At 54.2% G+C, this 16558-nt stretch carries 21 protein-coding genes; all 21 read left to right on the top strand.

From position 1 onward, the window contains the following. Positions 1–22: 22 nt before the first annotated feature. The 21 genes from R2K26_RS10410 to infB all read left to right on the top strand — a co-directional run bounded on the left by R2K26_RS10410 (position 23) and on the right by infB (position 16540). Positions 23–655 carry an adenylate kinase gene (locus R2K26_RS10410; protein WP_176819623.1) on the top strand — a complete coding sequence of 211 codons (633 nt, stop codon included), beginning with the start codon at positions 23–25 and terminating at the stop codon, positions 653–655. Positions 656–657: 2 nt separating this feature from the next. Further along, a complete protein-coding gene (gene map / locus R2K26_RS10405; protein ID WP_176819622.1) occupies positions 658–1410 on the top strand; it encodes a type I methionyl aminopeptidase in 753 nt (250 codons plus the stop codon). Positions 1411–1418: 8 nt separating this feature from the next. Next, positions 1419–1667, top strand: coding sequence for a KOW domain-containing RNA-binding protein (locus R2K26_RS10400; RefSeq protein WP_176819621.1), 249 nt, complete (start codon positions 1419–1421; stop codon positions 1665–1667). A 30-nt stretch (positions 1668–1697) separates the two neighbouring features. Then, a complete protein-coding gene (gene infA / locus R2K26_RS10395; protein ID WP_176819620.1) occupies positions 1698–1916 on the top strand; it encodes a translation initiation factor IF-1 in 219 nt (72 codons plus the stop codon). Positions 1917–1963: 47 nt separating this feature from the next. Beyond that, on the top strand, positions 1964–2077 hold the full coding sequence (gene rpmJ / locus R2K26_RS10390; RefSeq protein ID WP_004824776.1) for a 50S ribosomal protein L36: 114 nt from the start codon (positions 1964–1966) through the stop codon (positions 2075–2077). A gap of 32 nt (positions 2078–2109) precedes the next feature. After that, positions 2110–2478 (top strand): 30S ribosomal protein S13, encoded by a 369-nt coding sequence (gene rpsM, locus R2K26_RS10385; protein ID WP_176819619.1) that lies wholly within the window; start codon positions 2110–2112, stop codon positions 2476–2478. 16 nt (positions 2479–2494) lie between these two features. Further along, positions 2495–2905, top strand: a complete 411-nt coding sequence (gene rpsK, locus R2K26_RS10380) for a 30S ribosomal protein S11 (protein WP_176819618.1) — start codon at positions 2495–2497, stop codon at positions 2903–2905. 21 nt (positions 2906–2926) lie between these two features. After that, positions 2927–3529, top strand: a complete 603-nt coding sequence (gene rpsD, locus R2K26_RS10375; RefSeq protein WP_308449467.1) for a 30S ribosomal protein S4 — start codon at positions 2927–2929, stop codon at positions 3527–3529. Positions 3530–3597: 68 nt separating this feature from the next. Beyond that, positions 3598–4554: a DNA-directed RNA polymerase subunit alpha gene (locus R2K26_RS10370; protein WP_176819616.1), complete on the top strand. Its 957-nt coding sequence runs from the start codon at positions 3598–3600 to the stop codon at positions 4552–4554. Between the two features lie 36 nt (positions 4555–4590). After that, entirely contained in the window at positions 4591–4932 is a 342-nt protein-coding gene (gene rplQ, locus R2K26_RS10365; protein WP_176819615.1) for a 50S ribosomal protein L17, read from the top strand. Positions 4933–5181: 249 nt separating this feature from the next. Next, a complete protein-coding gene (locus tag R2K26_RS10360; protein ID WP_176819614.1) occupies positions 5182–5493 on the top strand; it encodes a hypothetical protein in 312 nt (103 codons plus the stop codon). 44 nt (positions 5494–5537) lie between these two features. Next, positions 5538–6164, top strand: coding sequence for a ribulose-phosphate 3-epimerase (gene rpe / locus R2K26_RS10355; protein ID WP_176819613.1), 627 nt, complete (start codon positions 5538–5540; stop codon positions 6162–6164). 464 nt (positions 6165–6628) lie between these two features. Continuing rightward, complete coding sequence (locus tag R2K26_RS10350; RefSeq protein ID WP_176819611.1) at positions 6629–7669, top strand: ATP-binding cassette domain-containing protein; 1041 nt, start codon at positions 6629–6631, stop codon at positions 7667–7669. After that, positions 7666–8373 carry an ABC transporter permease gene (locus tag R2K26_RS10345; protein ID WP_316520592.1) on the top strand — a complete coding sequence of 236 codons (708 nt, stop codon included), beginning with the start codon at positions 7666–7668 and terminating at the stop codon, positions 8371–8373. The genes R2K26_RS10350 and R2K26_RS10345 overlap by 4 nt, the downstream gene beginning before the upstream one ends. Before the next feature lie 15 nt (positions 8374–8388). Beyond that, positions 8389–9906, top strand: a complete 1518-nt coding sequence (locus tag R2K26_RS10340) for a GldG family protein (protein ID WP_316520589.1) — start codon at positions 8389–8391, stop codon at positions 9904–9906. A 24-nt stretch (positions 9907–9930) separates the two neighbouring features. Further along, on the top strand, positions 9931–11457 hold the full coding sequence (locus tag R2K26_RS10335; RefSeq protein ID WP_316520587.1) for a DUF4340 domain-containing protein: 1527 nt from the start codon (positions 9931–9933) through the stop codon (positions 11455–11457). Between the two features lie 325 nt (positions 11458–11782). Continuing rightward, positions 11783–12265: a ribosome maturation factor RimP gene (rimP, locus tag R2K26_RS10330; protein ID WP_308449461.1), complete on the top strand. Its 483-nt coding sequence runs from the start codon at positions 11783–11785 to the stop codon at positions 12263–12265. Between the two features lie 69 nt (positions 12266–12334). Beyond that, positions 12335–13432 carry a transcription termination factor NusA gene (nusA, locus tag R2K26_RS10325; protein ID WP_176819606.1) on the top strand — a complete coding sequence of 366 codons (1098 nt, stop codon included), beginning with the start codon at positions 12335–12337 and terminating at the stop codon, positions 13430–13432. 44 nt (positions 13433–13476) lie between these two features. Further along, entirely contained in the window at positions 13477–13803 is a 327-nt protein-coding gene (rnpM, locus tag R2K26_RS10320) for an RNase P modulator RnpM (RefSeq protein WP_308449459.1), read from the top strand. Further along, positions 13800–14123, top strand: a complete 324-nt coding sequence (locus tag R2K26_RS10315) for a ribosomal L7Ae/L30e/S12e/Gadd45 family protein (protein ID WP_316520581.1) — start codon at positions 13800–13802, stop codon at positions 14121–14123. Before rnpM ends, R2K26_RS10315 begins: the two co-directional genes overlap by 4 nt. Then, positions 14120–16540, top strand: coding sequence for a translation initiation factor IF-2 (gene infB / locus R2K26_RS10310; protein ID WP_316520579.1), 2421 nt, complete (start codon positions 14120–14122; stop codon positions 16538–16540). The genes R2K26_RS10315 and infB overlap by 4 nt, the downstream gene beginning before the upstream one ends. The last annotated feature ends 18 nt before the right edge of the window (positions 16541–16558 follow it).

Raw genomic sequence — 16558 nt, 5'->3', positions numbered from 1 at the left:
GATACGAAAGGAGTCATGAACAATGAAGCTGATCCTTTTAGGTGCACCGGGTGCCGGTAAAGGCACCCAGGCAGAAGTTATCTGCAAACATCTCGGAATACCCGCTATTTCTACGGGCAATATTCTGAGAGAGGCGCTGAAAAGCGGCACGGAAATGGGCCTCAAGGCGAAAGCCTTTATGGACGCCGGCCAGCTTGTCCCGGATGAGATCGTCATCGGTATCATCAAGGATCGTCTGGCAGAGGAAGACTGCAAAAACGGTTTTATCCTCGACGGTTTCCCGAGAACCATTCCGCAGGCCGAGGCTCTGGACGCTTCCGGCGTTGTGATCGATCGGGTCATCGATATCGAAGTGCCCGACGAGAAGATCGTCACGAGAATGTCCGGACGCCGTGTCTGCGAAAAGTGCGGCTCTTCCTACCACCTGCTTTACAAGAAGCCGGCAGTGGAAGGCGTCTGCACGAACTGCGGCGGCACCCTTGTTCAGCGCAAGGATGACCACCCGGATACCGTTAAGGACCGTCTGCGCGTCTATCACGAGCAAACCGAGCCCTTAAAGGAATACTACGAGAAGCAGGGCAAGCTGCACATCGTAGAAGGTCAGGAGGAGGTCGCCGATACGACCGCCCTCACACTCAAAGCATTAGAGGCGTAAGCATGATTAACCTGAAAACGACCCGTGAACTGCGTTATATGCGTGACGCGGGAAAGATTTCGCAGGAAGCATTGCTGAAGGCCGGTGAAGCGGTCCGTCCGGGTGTTTCTACACTCGAACTGGACAAGATCGTCAGAAGAACAATCGAGAAGGCGGGCGCCGTGCCCAGCTTTCTCGGTTATGGCGGTTTTCCGGCGAGCGCCTGCATTTCGGTAAATAATGTGGTTATCCACGGCATACCTTCAGCACACGAAATTCTCAAAGAGGGCGACATCGTCTCCATTGACGTTGGCGCAATCTATGAGGGATTCAACGGAGACAACGCATGGACCTTCCCGTGCGGCAAGGTTTCCGAAGAAGCACAGAAGCTGATGGATGCGACCCGAGAGAGCCTGTTCCTTGCGATTGAAAAGGCTGTGCCGGGCAACCGCATCGGCGATATCGGCTCCGCAGTGCAGCAGTATGTCGAAGCTCGCAATTACTCGGTGGTACGGGAATTTGTCGGCCACGGCGTAGGTGCGAAGCTGCATGAAGACCCCAGTGTTCCAAATTACGGCACCCCCGGCAGGGGTGTACGCCTGTTACCGGGCATGACGATCGCGATCGAGCCCATGGTCACGCAGGGCAGCTGCGAGGTTAAAATTCTCAAAGACGGCTGGACCACCGTGACGAAGGACGGCAAGCTTGCCGCCCACTTTGAACACAGTATAGCCATTACACCCGACGGCCCTGTGATTCTCACATCGTTGGATTGAGGTGTCAGATGGACTGTGTACGCGGACAGATTATGCGGTCGCTTAAAGGTCATGATAAAGGCGATTTTCAGGTGGTGCTGAAAACGGACGGCGCGTATGCCTACATGGCAGACGGCAAACGCCGCAGGATGGAAGCACCGAAAAAGAAAAAGCTGATGCATTTAGCCCCGACGGCGACGGTGCTCAGCGAGGAGAGCCTTTCGACCAATCGACAAATACGCACGGCGCTCACAGCATACAGAGCGCACACAACGTAACATTTAAATGTAAGGATTGGTGAGACAAGAATGTCAAAGCAGGACGTAATTGAAGTAGAAGGAATCGTAAAGGAAGCTCTGCCGAACGCGACGTTCCAGGTAGAGATCCCGGGCGGGCATATGATCCTGGCTCACATCTCCGGCAAGCTGCGCATGAATTTCATCCGCATCCTTCCGGGCGATAAGGTCACACTGGAAATGAGCCCGTACGATCTGACAAAGGGACGCATTACGTGGCGTTCCAAGTAAGATAAAATAGATTTGAAGACCCCACAACGCATAAGGAGGGCACACAAATGAAAGTCAGACCTTCTGTTAAGAAGATGTGTGAAAAATGCAAGATCATCAAGCGCAAGGGTAAAGTCATGGTCATCTGTGAAAACCCGAAGCACAAGCAGCGCCAGGGCTGAGGCTCTGAAATATTTATGGAGGTGCAATAAGCATGGCTCGTATTGCTGGTATTGATTTACCCAGAGACAAAAGAATCGAGATTGCTCTTACCTACATCTTCGGCATCGGCCGCAAGACAGCGTCGGACATCTGCGCTGCTACGGGCGTTGATCCGGACATCCGCGTAAGAGATCTTTCTGAAGATGACGCTACAAAGTTGAGAGAATATATCGACCACCACTACACCGTTGAGGGCGACCTCCGCCGTAATGTTGCGTTCGATATCAAGAGACTCGTTGAAATCGGCTGCTACCGCGGTGTCCGTCACCGCAAGGGCCTGCCGGTAAGAGGCCAGCGCTCTAAGACCAACGCAAGAACGCGCAAGGGTCCGAGAAAGACCATGGCCAACAAGAAGAAGTAATCGGGAGGGATTTTAAATGGCAGCTACAAAAGGCGGAAAGAAAGCAGTAACCGCAGTCCGCAGACGCCGTGAGCGCAAGAATATTGAGCGTGGCGCTGCACATATCCAGTCCACCTTCAACAACACGATCGTAACCATCACTGATACGCAGGGCAATGCGGTATCCTGGGCAAGCGCCGGCGAGCTCGGTTTCCGTGGTTCCAGAAAGTCCACGCCGTTCGCAGCACAGACCGCTGCGGAGACCGCGGCTAAGATTGCTATGGAGCATGGCATGAAGAGCGTAGAAGTCTATGTTAAGGGCCCGGGCGCAGGCCGTGAAGCCGCTATCCGTGCACTGCAGTCGGCAGGTCTTGAGGTCAGCATGATCAAAGACGTAACGCCGATCCCGCACAACGGATGCCGCCCGCCGAAGAGAAGACGCGTATAACAGATTAGGAGGTTACAGAATATGGCTAAGAACAGACAGCCCATTGCAAAGCGCTGCAAAGCGCTGGGCATTTCTCCGGCCGTTATGGGTTACAGCAAGAAGACCACCATCCGCAATCCGGGCAACGGTATGCGCAGAAAGCAGTCTGAATATGCAACTCAGCTCAAGGAGAAGCAGAAACTGAAGTTTATTTACGGCGTTCTGGAGCACCAGTTTGCAAGCTATTTTGATATGGCTGAGCGTCAGACCGGCATGACGGGCGAAAACCTGCTTCGTCTGCTGGAGCGTCGTCTCGATAACGTTGTGTTCCGTCTCGGCTTTGCTTCCACCCGCCGCGACGCACGCCAGCTTGTCAACCACGGTCACTTCACCGTGAACGGCAAGAAGGTCAACATTCCGTCTTACCTTGTGAAGCCGGGCGACGTCATTGCTGTGCGTGAAGCTAGCCGCAGCAGCGTGAAGTTCTCCAAGCTCACCGGCGCAGACGCACCGCTCGTCACCACTCCCGAGTGGATGGAGCGCAACAAGGAAGCCCTTGAGGGCAAGATCCTTCGCATGCCGGAGCGCAGCGACATTGAATTTGAGGTAGAAGAGCATCTCATCGTTGAGTTGTACTCCAAGTAATCCTGTAAAACTTAACATTATTTTATGGGTTTTACGAATTACGTCAAATGTGTAAAGGAGGATCGCAAATGATTGAGATGATACAAAGACCGAGAATAGAGACCGAGGAATTATCCAACGATAACACTTACGGCCGGTTTATGGTAGAGCCGCTGGAGCGCGGCTTCGGCACTACGCTGGGCAACAGCCTGCGCCGTGTGCTTCTTTCCAGCCTGCCGGGTGTAGCCCCGAAGTCGATCAAGATCGACGGCGTCGTACACGAGTTCTCCACCATTCCGGGTGTTAAGGAAGATGTCACCGAAATCGTTCTGAACATCAAGGGTCTCATTGCCAAGTTGCACTGCGAAGGCCCGAAAACCGTGGAGATTTCTGCTGAAGGCCCCTGCATCGTAACGGCAGATTCCATCAAGTGCGACAGCGAAGTAGAGATCCTGAACCCGGACCTGCACATTGCAACGCTTGGTGAAGGCGCAAAGCTGTACATGGAGATCGTGCTCGATGAGGGCCGCGGCTATGTTTCCGGTGAACGCAACAAGCAGAATATGCCGCAGGGCGTGATCGGTGAATTGGCAGTTGATTCTATTTACACACCGGTGTTAAAGGTTAACTTTAACGTAGAGCCTGCCCGTGTAGGCCAGCGCATCGATTTCGACAAGCTGACCCTTGAGGTATGGACAAACGGAGTTATTACCGCACAAGAGGCGGTGTCGCTCGCTGCCAAGATCCTTACAGACCAGCTGAACCTCTTCGTTGACCTTTCCGAAAAGGGTAAGGCGATGGATACCATCGTAGAGAAGAGCGGCAGCGATGATGCACAGGTGCTCAAGATGACGATTGAAGAGCTGGACCTTTCCGTCCGTTCCTTCAACTGCTTAAAGCGCGCCGGCATCAACACGGTGGAAGACCTTGTTTCAAAGTCCGAAGAAGACATGATGAAGGTCAGAAACCTGGGCCGCAAGTCGCTTGAAGAAGTCATCTGGAAGCTTGCGCAGCTCGGCTACAGCCTCCGCAAGGACGATGAATAATTTAATTACCATTACCAAACGATAGGAGTGACAATCATGCCGGGAACAAGAAAACTCGGAAGAGACACTGCACATAGACTGGCTATGCTGCGCGGCCTCGTTACGTTCTTCTTCGAGAACGGAAAGATCGAGACAACTGCAACAAGAGCACAGGAAGTCCGCGCTCTTGCTGAAAAGATGATCACAATCGCGAAGGAAGATACCCTTGCAAACAGAAGAAACGTCATGGCTTTCATCACCAAGGAAAGCGTCACGAACAAGCTGTTCAAGGAAATCGCTCCGAAGTATGCTGACCGTAACGGCGGCTACACCCGCATCACGAAGCTCGGGCCGCGCCGCGGCGACGCAGCTGAGATGGCGATCATTGAGCTGATCTGATCTCAATATAATCAGTGAAATTGGCTGTCGGCTTTTGCCGGCAGCCTTTTTGCGTTTTGCGGGGAGCGTGAATTCTTCATTACTCCGCAAAAGGAGAAGAAGGAAAAATTTTCGGTTATAAAATGTGAGAATTCCGATATTTTGTGTATTTTCTGCGGATTTCCTTGTATTTCGGGGCACTATCCGTTATAATAAAGCAGGTCAACAAAGAGAAGATAAGGCGTATGTCTTTAGAAAGGATAGGATACCATGGGTTATGTATATGCAGCCATGTGGCTTATTGCAGGACTGATCTTGATTTTCCGTCTGTCGAAAGAGAATAAGATATTCTACGTTGCAGGCGGATTTTTCCTTGTGCTTGGCGTGTGGTGGCTTTTGGATTCGCTTTTCCCGGATTGGAAAGTGTTTCAGGGCACACCGGGCGCCGTATTAAAAGTGCTCACGTTCATCGTTCTCGTTGTGCTGGCAATCGTGTTCTTTATTCTGAACCGCAGAGGCTGGAAAGCGGAAGCCGCCATGAATAAAATGCAGGAAAAGGACGACGAAAAAGATAACTTTTAACCGAAAAATCCGTAAATTTCTTCTCATAGAAAGAAGTGGTAAAAATGAAAATTGCACCTTCTATGCTCGCAAGCGACTTTACCCGCATGGGCGAGTGCGCAAAGTCCGTCAGCGCGGCCGATTGGCTGCACCTCGATATTATGGACGGTCATTTCGTGCCGAACATCAGCTTTGGCCCGGATGTCGTCAAGGCACTGCGTCCGTTAAGCGACCTTACGTTTGACGTGCACCTCATGATCTCGCACCCGAAGCAGTATATCCGCCAGTTTGCGGAGGCCGGCGCGGAGATCATCACGTTCCATGTGGAGTGCGACGACGACATTGATGAAACCATCACCGAAATTGAAAAGTACGGCGTAAAGCCGGCGTTGTCTTTAAAACCGGGCACGCCCGTTGAGTGCCTGTACCCGTACCTCGACCGCCTTTATATGGTGCTCGTCATGACGGTGGAGCCGGGCTTCGGCGGCCAGAAGTTCATGGCAGACCAAATGGAAAAGCTGCGCGCGCTGCGTGCAAAGCGCCCGGAGCTCATCTTAGAGGTGGACGGCGGCGTGAACCGTGAAACCGCGCCCATCTGCCGCGAAAACGGTGCAGACGTTGCCGTGGCAGGCACAGCCGTGTTCCGCGCGGAGAACATCCCCGCCGAGATTGCACTGCTGCGCGGCGAATGATTTTTTAAAATACCGCGTGTGTACAGGCGGTGTACGGTTTGTGAAGAGTTCACATTTTGTTCATACTTGCGAATTGTTTTTTCACATAGCCGTCACAGAAAGCCGCTATAATGCGGATAACTAAAGTTATCGTTTGTTTTGTTAAGTCAACACTGCGCAAAGCACGTTCTTTATGCAGTGTTGACTTAATTTTTTGCCCGAAATACGGCATGGCTATTGCAAAACGGCGAAAACTGCGGTATGATAATTTGTGCGCTTCCGCTGCCCTGTATAGGGGCACGGAAACCAAAACAGAGGATCTAAACGGTTCCGGAAGCGGTCTCCCTTTTTCCACAAAAGGTTCACCGCATGTTCAAAACCGTTTCGAGCGACGCGCAGCTGCGCGGGCGCCATTGGGGAGGACTTTGCACGGGAATTTCCCGGGTACATATTTCCGTCCCGCAGAGAAAGGATGGTCATCAAACATGATCGAGGTCAAAAACCTCACGAAGCGCTACGGTACAAATACCGCGCTGAACAATGTCAGCTTCACGGTTGAAGAGGGCACCATCGTCGGCTTCCTCGGGCCGAACGGTGCAGGTAAATCCACAACCATGAATATCATCACCGGGTACCTTTCCGCCACGAGCGGTTCGGTTACGGTGCAGGGCAAAAATACCCTGGAAAACCCGAACGAAGTGAAAAAGCTCATCGGCTACCTGCCGGAGCTTCCGCCGCTTTACATGGATATGACGGTCAAAGAGTACCTCAACTTCATGTATGAGCTGAAGGGCGTCAAGCTCGACCGCAAGCAGCACATCGGCGAGATCTGCCGCCTGACGAAGATCGACAACGTCTACACCCGTCTCATCGGCAACCTGTCCAAAGGCTACAAGCAGCGTGTCGGCATTGCGCAGGCTCTGCTCGGCAACCCGCCTGTCCTCATTCTGGACGAGCCCACCGTTGGCCTCGACCCGAAGCAGATCATCGAGATCCGCAACCTCATCAAGAGCCTCGGCAGAAACCACACGATCATTCTGTCCTCCCACATCCTGCCCGAAGTGCAGGCCGTGTGCGAGCGCGTGATCGTCATGAACAACGGCTGTCTTGTGGCGGACGGCGCAACGGATACGTTGGCGCACGACCTTTCCGCAGAGCACCGCATAATTGCGCGCATTGACGGCCCGGAAAGCGAAATTCTGCAGGCTATCCGCGGCATGGAGCACATTGTGGAGGTCTATTCCCTCGGCGAGAAGGAAAAGGGCGTCTTCGAGATTTCCATCGAGGGCGAGCCGAACTACGACCTGCGCCGCAACCTGTTTGCGCTGCTCACCCGCAAGGGTTGGCCGCTGCTGGCTTTGAGAAACACAGACCTCACGCTGGAGGAAGTCTTCCTGCAGCTTACAAGCGGCGATGCTTCCCACGCTGCTCCGGCAGAGCCTGAGGTTGAAGTGGAAACAGAACCCGAAAATACCGAAGCATCTGAGCCCGAAGAGGCTGAAACGAAGGAGGATGCAGAGAAATGAGAGCAATATTCAAAAGAGAGATGAGAGCGTACTTCGCTTCCCCGGTCGGCTATGTCGTTGTGGCGGCGCTGCTTGCGCTTTACGGCTTCTTCTATTATCAGGTTATGGCCATCGGCTCCAGCTCGTACATCACGCAGGTGTTCAGCACCATGTTTATGTTCAGCATGATGATCATGCCGATTATCACGATGCGCAGCATGAGCGATGACCGCAAGAATAAGACCGACCAGGCGCTCATCACGGCGCCGGTCAGCGTGACGGGCATCGTTATGGGCAAGTTCCTCGCGGCGTTTGGCGTGTATTTCATCGCGAACACCCTGGCACTGCTGCCGGCTATCACGATGGGCTTTTTTTCCTCCGCGTTCCCGTGGGGCATTCTCTTTGGCAACTACATCGGCACGCTGCTGTACGGCGCGGCTATGATCTCCATCGGTGTGTTCATTTCCGGCCTCACCATCAGCCAGGTTATCGCGGCTATCGGCACGTTCGTCATTGCCATTTTCCTGATGTTTGTCGACCAGATTGCGTCTGCGCTCTCCGGCAACTTCATCGGCACCATCCTCACATGGATCTCGTTCACCTCGCGATATGATACCTTCACGCAGGGCATATTCAGCGTTTCAAGCTGCGTGTACTTCATCAGCGTGGCGGCTGTGTTTGTGTTCCTGACCGCCCGCAGGGTGGAAAGCCGCCGCTGGAACTAAGGGAGGAGCATAGAGATGAGTAAGAAACCGAACCTTTCCGCAGTAAAGACCGCGGTGCATAAAGAAAAATTCAAGCACGGCTCTTTGGCCGTTGTGTTCACGGTTGTGTTTATCGCCGTGATTATCGTCATCAACGTTCTGGTCTCTGCGCTGACCACGCGTTTTCCGTCCATGAACTTCGACCTCACGAAAGAGGGCCTCAATACCCTGAGCGATGAAGCAACGGACGTGGCAAAGGAGATCGTCAACGAAACGACCATTTACATCATCGGCTCCGAGGACGCGATCCGCGGCGATGAGGTCTATTCCAATTACAGCTTAAAGTACAGCCAGGTCGCGAACCTCGCAGACCGCCTGCACGAGCTGAACGATAAGATTAAAGTCGAGTACATCGACCCGGATATGAACCCGCAGTTCATCAGCCAGTATGCGGAAGATTCCCTGACGACCGGCAAGGTTATAGTCAAGACGGATAAGCGCCACAAGACGCTCGCCGTTACCGACCTGTTCAGCATCCAGCAGGATTCTTCCACCCAGCAGTATAACTATTATTCCAAGGTCGACGGCGCACTTGCAAACGCCTTATACCTCGTCAATCTCGATACCGTTCCGGTCGTCGCATTCGCAACGGGCCACAACGAAATGCTCACCGTTTCCGATAACCTTTCCACGTTCACCGGCATGCTCAACGACAACAACTTTGAAGTCAAAGAGTTCAACATGCTGACGGACGACATCCCGGAAGACGCTTCCGTCGTTGTGCTCGGCACGCCGACCACGGACTATACGTCCGAAGAACTTTCTAAGCTTGAAGCGTATCTCGATGATGAGAAAATGGCTTCCTCCAGAACGCTGTATGTCACGGCATACCCGACCCAGAGCTGGGCAGACATGCCGAACCTCAAGTCCTTCCTTGCAGAGTGGGGTCTTGAGCCGCAGACCGGTGTGCTGTTCGAGAGCGACATGAACAACGTGCTCACCACGCAGAACGCTTCCCCGGCTTATCTTTTTGCAAATGTCACCGATAAAGTGCTCAGCGGTACGTATGATAACGTTATCGCCGCCGCAGCAGCACCGGTAAAGCGCCTGTTTACCTCCAACAACGATATCGCTACGTATTCCATTTTGGAGACGAGTGACACCGCTTACCTCACGACCACACAGGAGGTTGAGGAAAACCCGAACACCGATACCTACACCATCACCAGTCTTGCACAGCGCTACATGGATAATCAAGGCAAGATTTGCGCGAATGTTGTGGTAGACGGCAACTCCATGGGCTACCTCAGCACCTTCCTCGGCAACTCCACCTTCGGCAATAAGGACTATACGCTGGACTTCATTAAGAACCTCACCGGCACGACCGATACCCGCGTGGGCCTCGTTGTCAACCAGACCCAGACGAACACACTTGATATCAGTGCTTCCTCCGCGGTCATCCAGACCATCGGTCTTGGCCTGTTCACCATTGTGGTGCCGGTTGCCGTCCTTGTCATCGGCCTTGTCATCTTCCTCAGAAGAAGACATCTGTAAGTCGAAGAAAGGAACCTGCTTTCCATGAAGAAAACCACAAAATACATTATCATCACGCTCGTTGTGCTCATCGTGCTGGGCGCGGCTGCCGCAGCGCTGATCCTCACGTCTCCGAAGGACAGTGAAGACGACGCAAGCAGTTCCGGCACCGTTTCCGAGAGCACGGAGCCCGCACTGATTGATAAGACCGCCGAAGACGTGAAGAACATCGGCATTGAAGACCTCGCCGCGGACGACAGCTATACGATCATCCCGACGGAAACGACCACCTCGAGCGGCGACACCGAGCAGACCTTCACCATTGAAGGCTGGGACGACCTTGACGTGCTCTACTCGAACGTAAAGAGCCTTGCGGACCGGCTATACTCCATCACGCCGACGAAGAAGATTGGTAAGGTGGAGGACCTCTCCGAGTACGGACTCGGCAGCGGCGAAGGCTATAAGATCACCATGAACTACACGGACGGCACGTCCCAGACGTTCACCGTCGGCAATAAGGCCGGTGAATCCTCCGGCTCTTACATGCTGTATGAGGGCGAAGTGTACATCGTGCCTGTTTCCACGTATTTGAAGCAGTCTAAGTACGACTTCCTCAATAAGTCTCTCATCGCAATTCCGACGCCGACCATCACCGCGACGGACGGCACCGAGACGGACAGCACAAGCGAAATCAACAGCCTGCACCTTTCCGGCCGGAATTATCCGGAAGAAATTCAGTTCGGCCTTTCCGATGACGAAGTGCTCGCGTACGACATCACAGAGCCGATTTACGCCGGCATGAACTCCGGCAAGATCGACGACTTTGTGAAGCAACTGCAAAACGTGACGGCTGCCGGTGTCCTCACCGTACATGCTACGGAAGAAGACGTCGCAAAGTACGGTCTGGATAACCCGGTCGCAGTGTGCGATTACACGATGAACGATGAGCACCATGTCATTAAGCTTGGCGATAAGACCGGCGACCTGTACAGCATGATGGTGGACGACGACACAACGATTTACACCATCACAGACAGCGCCGTGACCTCTTGGGTGAATATTGAAGTGTATTCCCTGCGCGACGGCTTTGTGCGCCTGCCGTACATCAAGAGCGTTTCCCGCGTGACCCTCACTTCGTCCACCGGTACGGATGTCTACGACGTGACCCGCATTGAGAACGAGGAGAAATCCACCGAGACGAACACATTCTACGATTTGGAAGTCTCGAAGGACGGCAAGGAAATCAACTACGATTACTACCAGCCGTTCTACCAGATGCTGCTTGCCGTTTCCGTTTTGAACGAGGACATTCAGGAGCCGCAGGGCGACCCGATTCTTACGATCAAGTACGATTTCTTCGACGGCAGAAAGAGCGAGGAGATTAAGTTCTATGCAGACCCGGCATCCGAACGCCGCGCCGTTGCCACGCTGAACGATCAGCCGACCGGCTCCGTGCGCATGAGCGATATCCAGAAGGTTCTGGAAGCAAAGGAAGTCATCGCGCAGAATAAGCCCGTAAAGGGTGATGAGGAAGAGAGCACGACCTCCGAACTTGAATCCGCAGCGGAATAAAACAACACAAACGACGGGCGTGACCGCATAAAAGCGGCGCGTCCGTTTTTTGTGTTTTTCGGGAAATAAAGCGCACGGACGTTGTTTTGCGCGGCAGGGGCAAACAGCCTGTGAAAAATGCCGTGCCAAAACGTAAAAACACACCCGTATTTGTGCGGAAAACTTTGTTTTTCTCCTTGCAAAAAAAGCGGCGCTGTGGTATAATCTTTACGGTAAGATAGTAGGATGATGAAAGAGTGGGGCGACCCGCTCTTTTGTTTGTATTAGGGTGTATATCCAAAACAGACACAGCCGCCGAAAAGCGGGCGGAGAAAGGAAGCTGCGTATGGCAGAGAAAAAGAAAGGCAGCACCACGGAGATCGTGCGCGCGCTGGCAGAGCCGCTCGCAAAGGAGCTTGGGCTCATAATCTGGGACGTTACGTTCACGAAAGAGGGCGCGGATTGGTATCTGCGCATTTTTATTGACAAGGAAGGCGGCGTAGGCATCGACGACTGTGTAGATCTCACCCACGCCATCAACCCCGTGCTGGACAGCGAAGACCCCATTCCGCAGGAATATACCTTGGAGGTCTCCTCGCCCGGCATCAACCGCAAGCTCACCCGCCCGGAGCACTTTGAGGCTTTCCTTGAAGCGCCGGTGCGCGTAAAGCTCATTCGCCCGCTTGAAAACGGCGTGCGCGAGCTCGAGGGCATCCTCATCGACGTTGCCGAAAACGGCGACTTTGAGGTCATCACCGAGGAGGACACCACGGTCACGTTCACCAGAAAAGAATGTGCCAGCGTCAACCTCATCGAAGATTATGACTGACCCGGGAAGGCTCCCGTTTATAATACAAAAATTTGAAAGAATAATACCGGAAGGCAGGTAATTTGAAAAATGGCAAGAAAAGCAGCGCAGAAAAAAGAAGTGAACAATGACGGCAAGGAGCTGTTTGAGGCTCTGAAGCTCCTCGAAGCGGAAAAAGGCATCCCGGTCGATTTCATGATTGATAAGATCAAGAAGGCCATTGCCACCGCCTGCAAGAACAGCTACGGCAACGAAGACGTTGTCATCGACATGGATCCGGAAAGCGGCAAGTTTGACGTGTTCCTGCGCAAGGAGATTGTGGAAGAAGTGGAAAACCCGAACCGCGAGATTGCACTTGAGATCGTCAAGCAGTACGACCCGCGCGCAGAGATCGGCGGCTTTGTGCGCCACCGTCTCGATACAAAACAGTTTGGCCGTGTGGCAGCGCAGACCGCAAGAAACATCATCCGTCAGGGCATCCGCGACAGCGAGCGCGACCAGATGATGCAGGAATTCAAGGGCCGCCATCAGGAACTCGTCAGCGCCCTTGTAGAGCGCGTAGACCCGAAGACCGGCGCGCTGTCCCTGAAAATCGGCAAGGCAGAAGCCATTTTGCCGAAGGGAGAGCAGGTCGGTACCGAAAACGTCAAGGAAGGCGACCACGTACAGGTCTACGTTGTAGACGTTAAGGAGACCGAGAAGGGCCCGAAGGCCATCATCTCCCGCACGCACCCGGATCTTATCCGCCGCCTGTTTGAAAAGGAAGTGCCGGAAATTTTCGACGGCACCGTAGAAATCAAAGCCGTTGCCCGCGAGGCCGGCTCCAGAACGAAGATTGCCGTTATGTCCCATAACCCGGACGTAGACGCTGTGGGTGCCTGCATCGGTACGCGCGGCACGCGTGTTTCCGACATCGTCAACGAGCTTGGCGGCGAGAAAATGGACATTGTCGACTACAGTGAAGACCCGGCAAAGTTCATTGCAGCGGCGCTTGCACCGGCGACCGTGCTTTCCGTTGAAACGGCAGAGGACGGTTCCCACGTTTGCAAGGTTACCGTGCCGGACAGCCAGCTTTCCCTCGCCATCGGCAACAAGGGCCAGAACGCCCGCCTTGCGGCTAAGCTGACCGGCTGGAAGATCGACATTAAGCCGGAAAGCGGCTTCTTCGGCGAAGAAGAGGAAGCGTAAGCTCTTTTGAAACTTGCATCTCGCAGAAAGGAACGTGATACAGCGTGAAACAAAAGAAAATACCGCTCCGTATGTGTGCGGGATGCGGTGAAATGAAGCCGAAAAAGGAACTGGTGCGCGTGGTGCGCGCCCCCGTTAAGGAAGATGAGAACGGCGTGCAGACAGGCGGCGAGGTCTCTTTGGACCTTACAGGCCGCAAGCCCGGCCGCGGCGCGTACGTTTGCAGGGACCCCGAGTGTCTGAAAAAGGCACAGAAGGCGCGGCGCTTTGAACGCGCGTTTTCCTGCAAAATTGAAGACGCCGTGTACGACGCCATGTATCAGGAGCTGTGTACAGATGTGAAAGGAAAGGCGGGCGAGGCGCAAAAATGAACAGAGCACTGTCCGTTTTGGGCCTTGCAAGACGTGCGGGAAAGCTCAACTGGGGCTTTGATACCGCCGTGGAAGCCATGCGCAGCGGCGCGTGCGGCGTTGTGATTCTTGCCGCAGACCTTTCGGACAAAACGAAGAAGAACGTGCGCTTTGAAGCGGAAAAGTATCATGTATCCGTTTTGGAGCCTGCGTTTACCATGGAAGAAATTTCCGCAGCCATCGGCAAAAAGGCCGGTGTGCTTGCCGTGTGTGACCGCGGATTTGCGGAAAAACTGAAGCAGCTCATCGCAGACGGAGAAAGAGAGGAAATGCGTATATGATGATTAAATACAGAGTGCATGATGTGGCAAAGGATCTGGATGTGCCGAACAAAGAAGTGCTGGATATCCTCGGCAAGTACGTAAAAGAGCCGAAAAAGCACATGACGGCGTTAGAAGAAAACGAGCTCGATATCGTTTTTGACCGCTTCACGCAGGATCATGCCGCACAGAACTTTGACGCGTACTTTGCAACGCGCAATGCGGCAAAGACCGAAGAGAAGCCGGCTGAGAAAACAGCGGAAAAGCCGAGCGAAAAAACCGCTAAGAACACGCAGGAGCCGAAGAAGCAGAACGTGAATAACAATAATAATCGCAACAAAAATAACGACCGCCGCAACAATAACGGCAACAACAGAAACCAGAACGCGCAGCAGAATAAGCCGCAGCGTCCTGCGCAGAACAACCAGCCGAGCAACAACACTCCGGCACAGGAGGCCACAAGCGAAGCTCCGCGCCGCCGCGTGGTCGATACCAGAACGGTCAACGTCAACATCGACAAGTACAACGAAAAGTACGACCGTCTGGCGTACGACAAGGTGAAGAACGACACCGTTGCCGCAAAACAGAAGATCAACCAGAAGAGCCAGCGCCGCGGCAAGCCGCGCAGCGCAAAGCGCGAGACGGAAGCAGAAAGACTCAACCGTATCGCGGCGGAACGCAAGGCGAAGGCCATCACCATCACCGTGCCGGATGAGATTACCGTCGGCGAGTTTGCCCTCCGCCTGAAGGCAACGAGCGCCGAAGTCATCAAGAAGCTCATGGCAAACGGCGTTTTCGCTACCATCAACGACACCATCGATTTTGATACCGCCGTACTCATTGCCGATGAGTTCCACGCAAAGGTTGAAAAAGAGGTCGTCGTCACCATCGAAGACCGCATCATCGACGACAGCGAAGACGACGATGCAAACCTTGTGCCGCGCGCACCGGTCGTCGTTGTCATGGGCCACGTTGACCACGGCAAGACCTCCATTCTGGACGCCATCCGCCACGCAAACGTTACCGCGGGCGAAGCCGGCGGCATCACGCAGCACATCGGCGCATACCGCGTCAATATCGACGGCAAGGACATTACGTTCCTTGATACGCCGGGTCACGCCGCCTTCACCACCATGCGTGCAAGAGGCGCCATGGTTACGGATATCGCCGTGCTGGTCGTCGCAGCCGATGACGGCATCATGCCGCAGACGGTAGAAGCCATCAACCACGCTAAGGCAGCGGGCGTTTCCATCATCGTTGCCATCAACAAAATGGATAAACCGGCCGCAAACCCGGATCTCGTCAAGCAGCAGCTCACCGAATACGAGCTCGTGCCGGAAGAGTGGGGCGGCGACGTGCCGTGCATCCCGGTTTCCGCACACACCAAAATGGGTATCGATGATCTCCTTGAAATGATTCTGCTCGTTGCGGAAATGAAGGAGCTCAAGGCGAACCCGGACCGTGCCGCAAAGGGCACCGTCATTGAGGCGCGCCTCGATAAGGGCCGCGGCCCGGTTGCGACCGTCCTCGTGCAGAACGGTACGCTGCATACCGGCGACATCGTGGTCGCAGGTACCACGGTCGGCCGTATTCGCGCCATGATGAACGAGCGCGGCGAGCGCGTAAAGAGCGCAGGTCCGTCCGTGCCGGTTGAGGTCACGGGCCTCAACGAAGTGCCGGTCGGCGGCGATACGTTCAACGCCGTTTCCGACGAGCGTCTGGCACGTGAGCTCGTTGAGCAGCGTCTTACCGAGCAGAAGGAAGAGATGTTCAACTCCCAGACAAAGGTTACGCTGGATAACCTCTTCGAGCAGATGAAGGAAGGCGAGATGAAGGAGCTCAAGGTCATCGTCAAGGCCGACGTGCAGGGCTCTGTTGAAGCTGTCCGTCAATCCCTCGAGAAGCTCTCCAACGACGAAGTGCGCGTGCATGTCATCCACGGCGCGGTTGGTGCAATCAGCGAAAGCGACGTCATGCTGGCAAACGCCTCAAACGCCATCATCGTCGGCTTCAACGTCCGTCCGGATCCGGTCGCGGAAGAAAACGCAAAGCGCGACGGTGTCGATATGCGCCTCTACCGTATCATCTATGACTGCATCGAAGAGATCGAATCCGCTATGAAGGGCATGCTCGCACCGAAGTACCGCGAAGTGTTCCTCGGCAAGGCAGAGTGCCGCGAGGTCTACAAGATCACGAACGTCGGCATGGTCATCGGCGGTCACGTCACCTCCGGTAAGATCGTGCGCGGCGCGCAGGTGCGCCTTGTGCGTGACGGCATCATCGTTGCCGATGATAAGATTGCTTCCCTGCGCCGCTTCAAGGACGACGTGAAGGAAGTGCAGGACGGCTACGACTGCGGCATCACGCTGGAGCGCTTCAGCGACATCAAGCTGGGCGACATCCTCGAAGCCTACGAAATGGAAGAGTACAGAGACTAAAAGTCGGTTCAGCCGCGT

This window comes from Neglectibacter sp. CSJ-5 (assembly GCF_032490475.1).
GTDB classification, from domain to species: domain Bacteria; phylum Bacillota; class Clostridia; order Oscillospirales; family Acutalibacteraceae; genus Hominenteromicrobium; species Hominenteromicrobium mulieris.
Note: the sequence above shows the minus strand (reverse complement) of the source record. Positions and strands in the feature narration are given on the sequence as shown.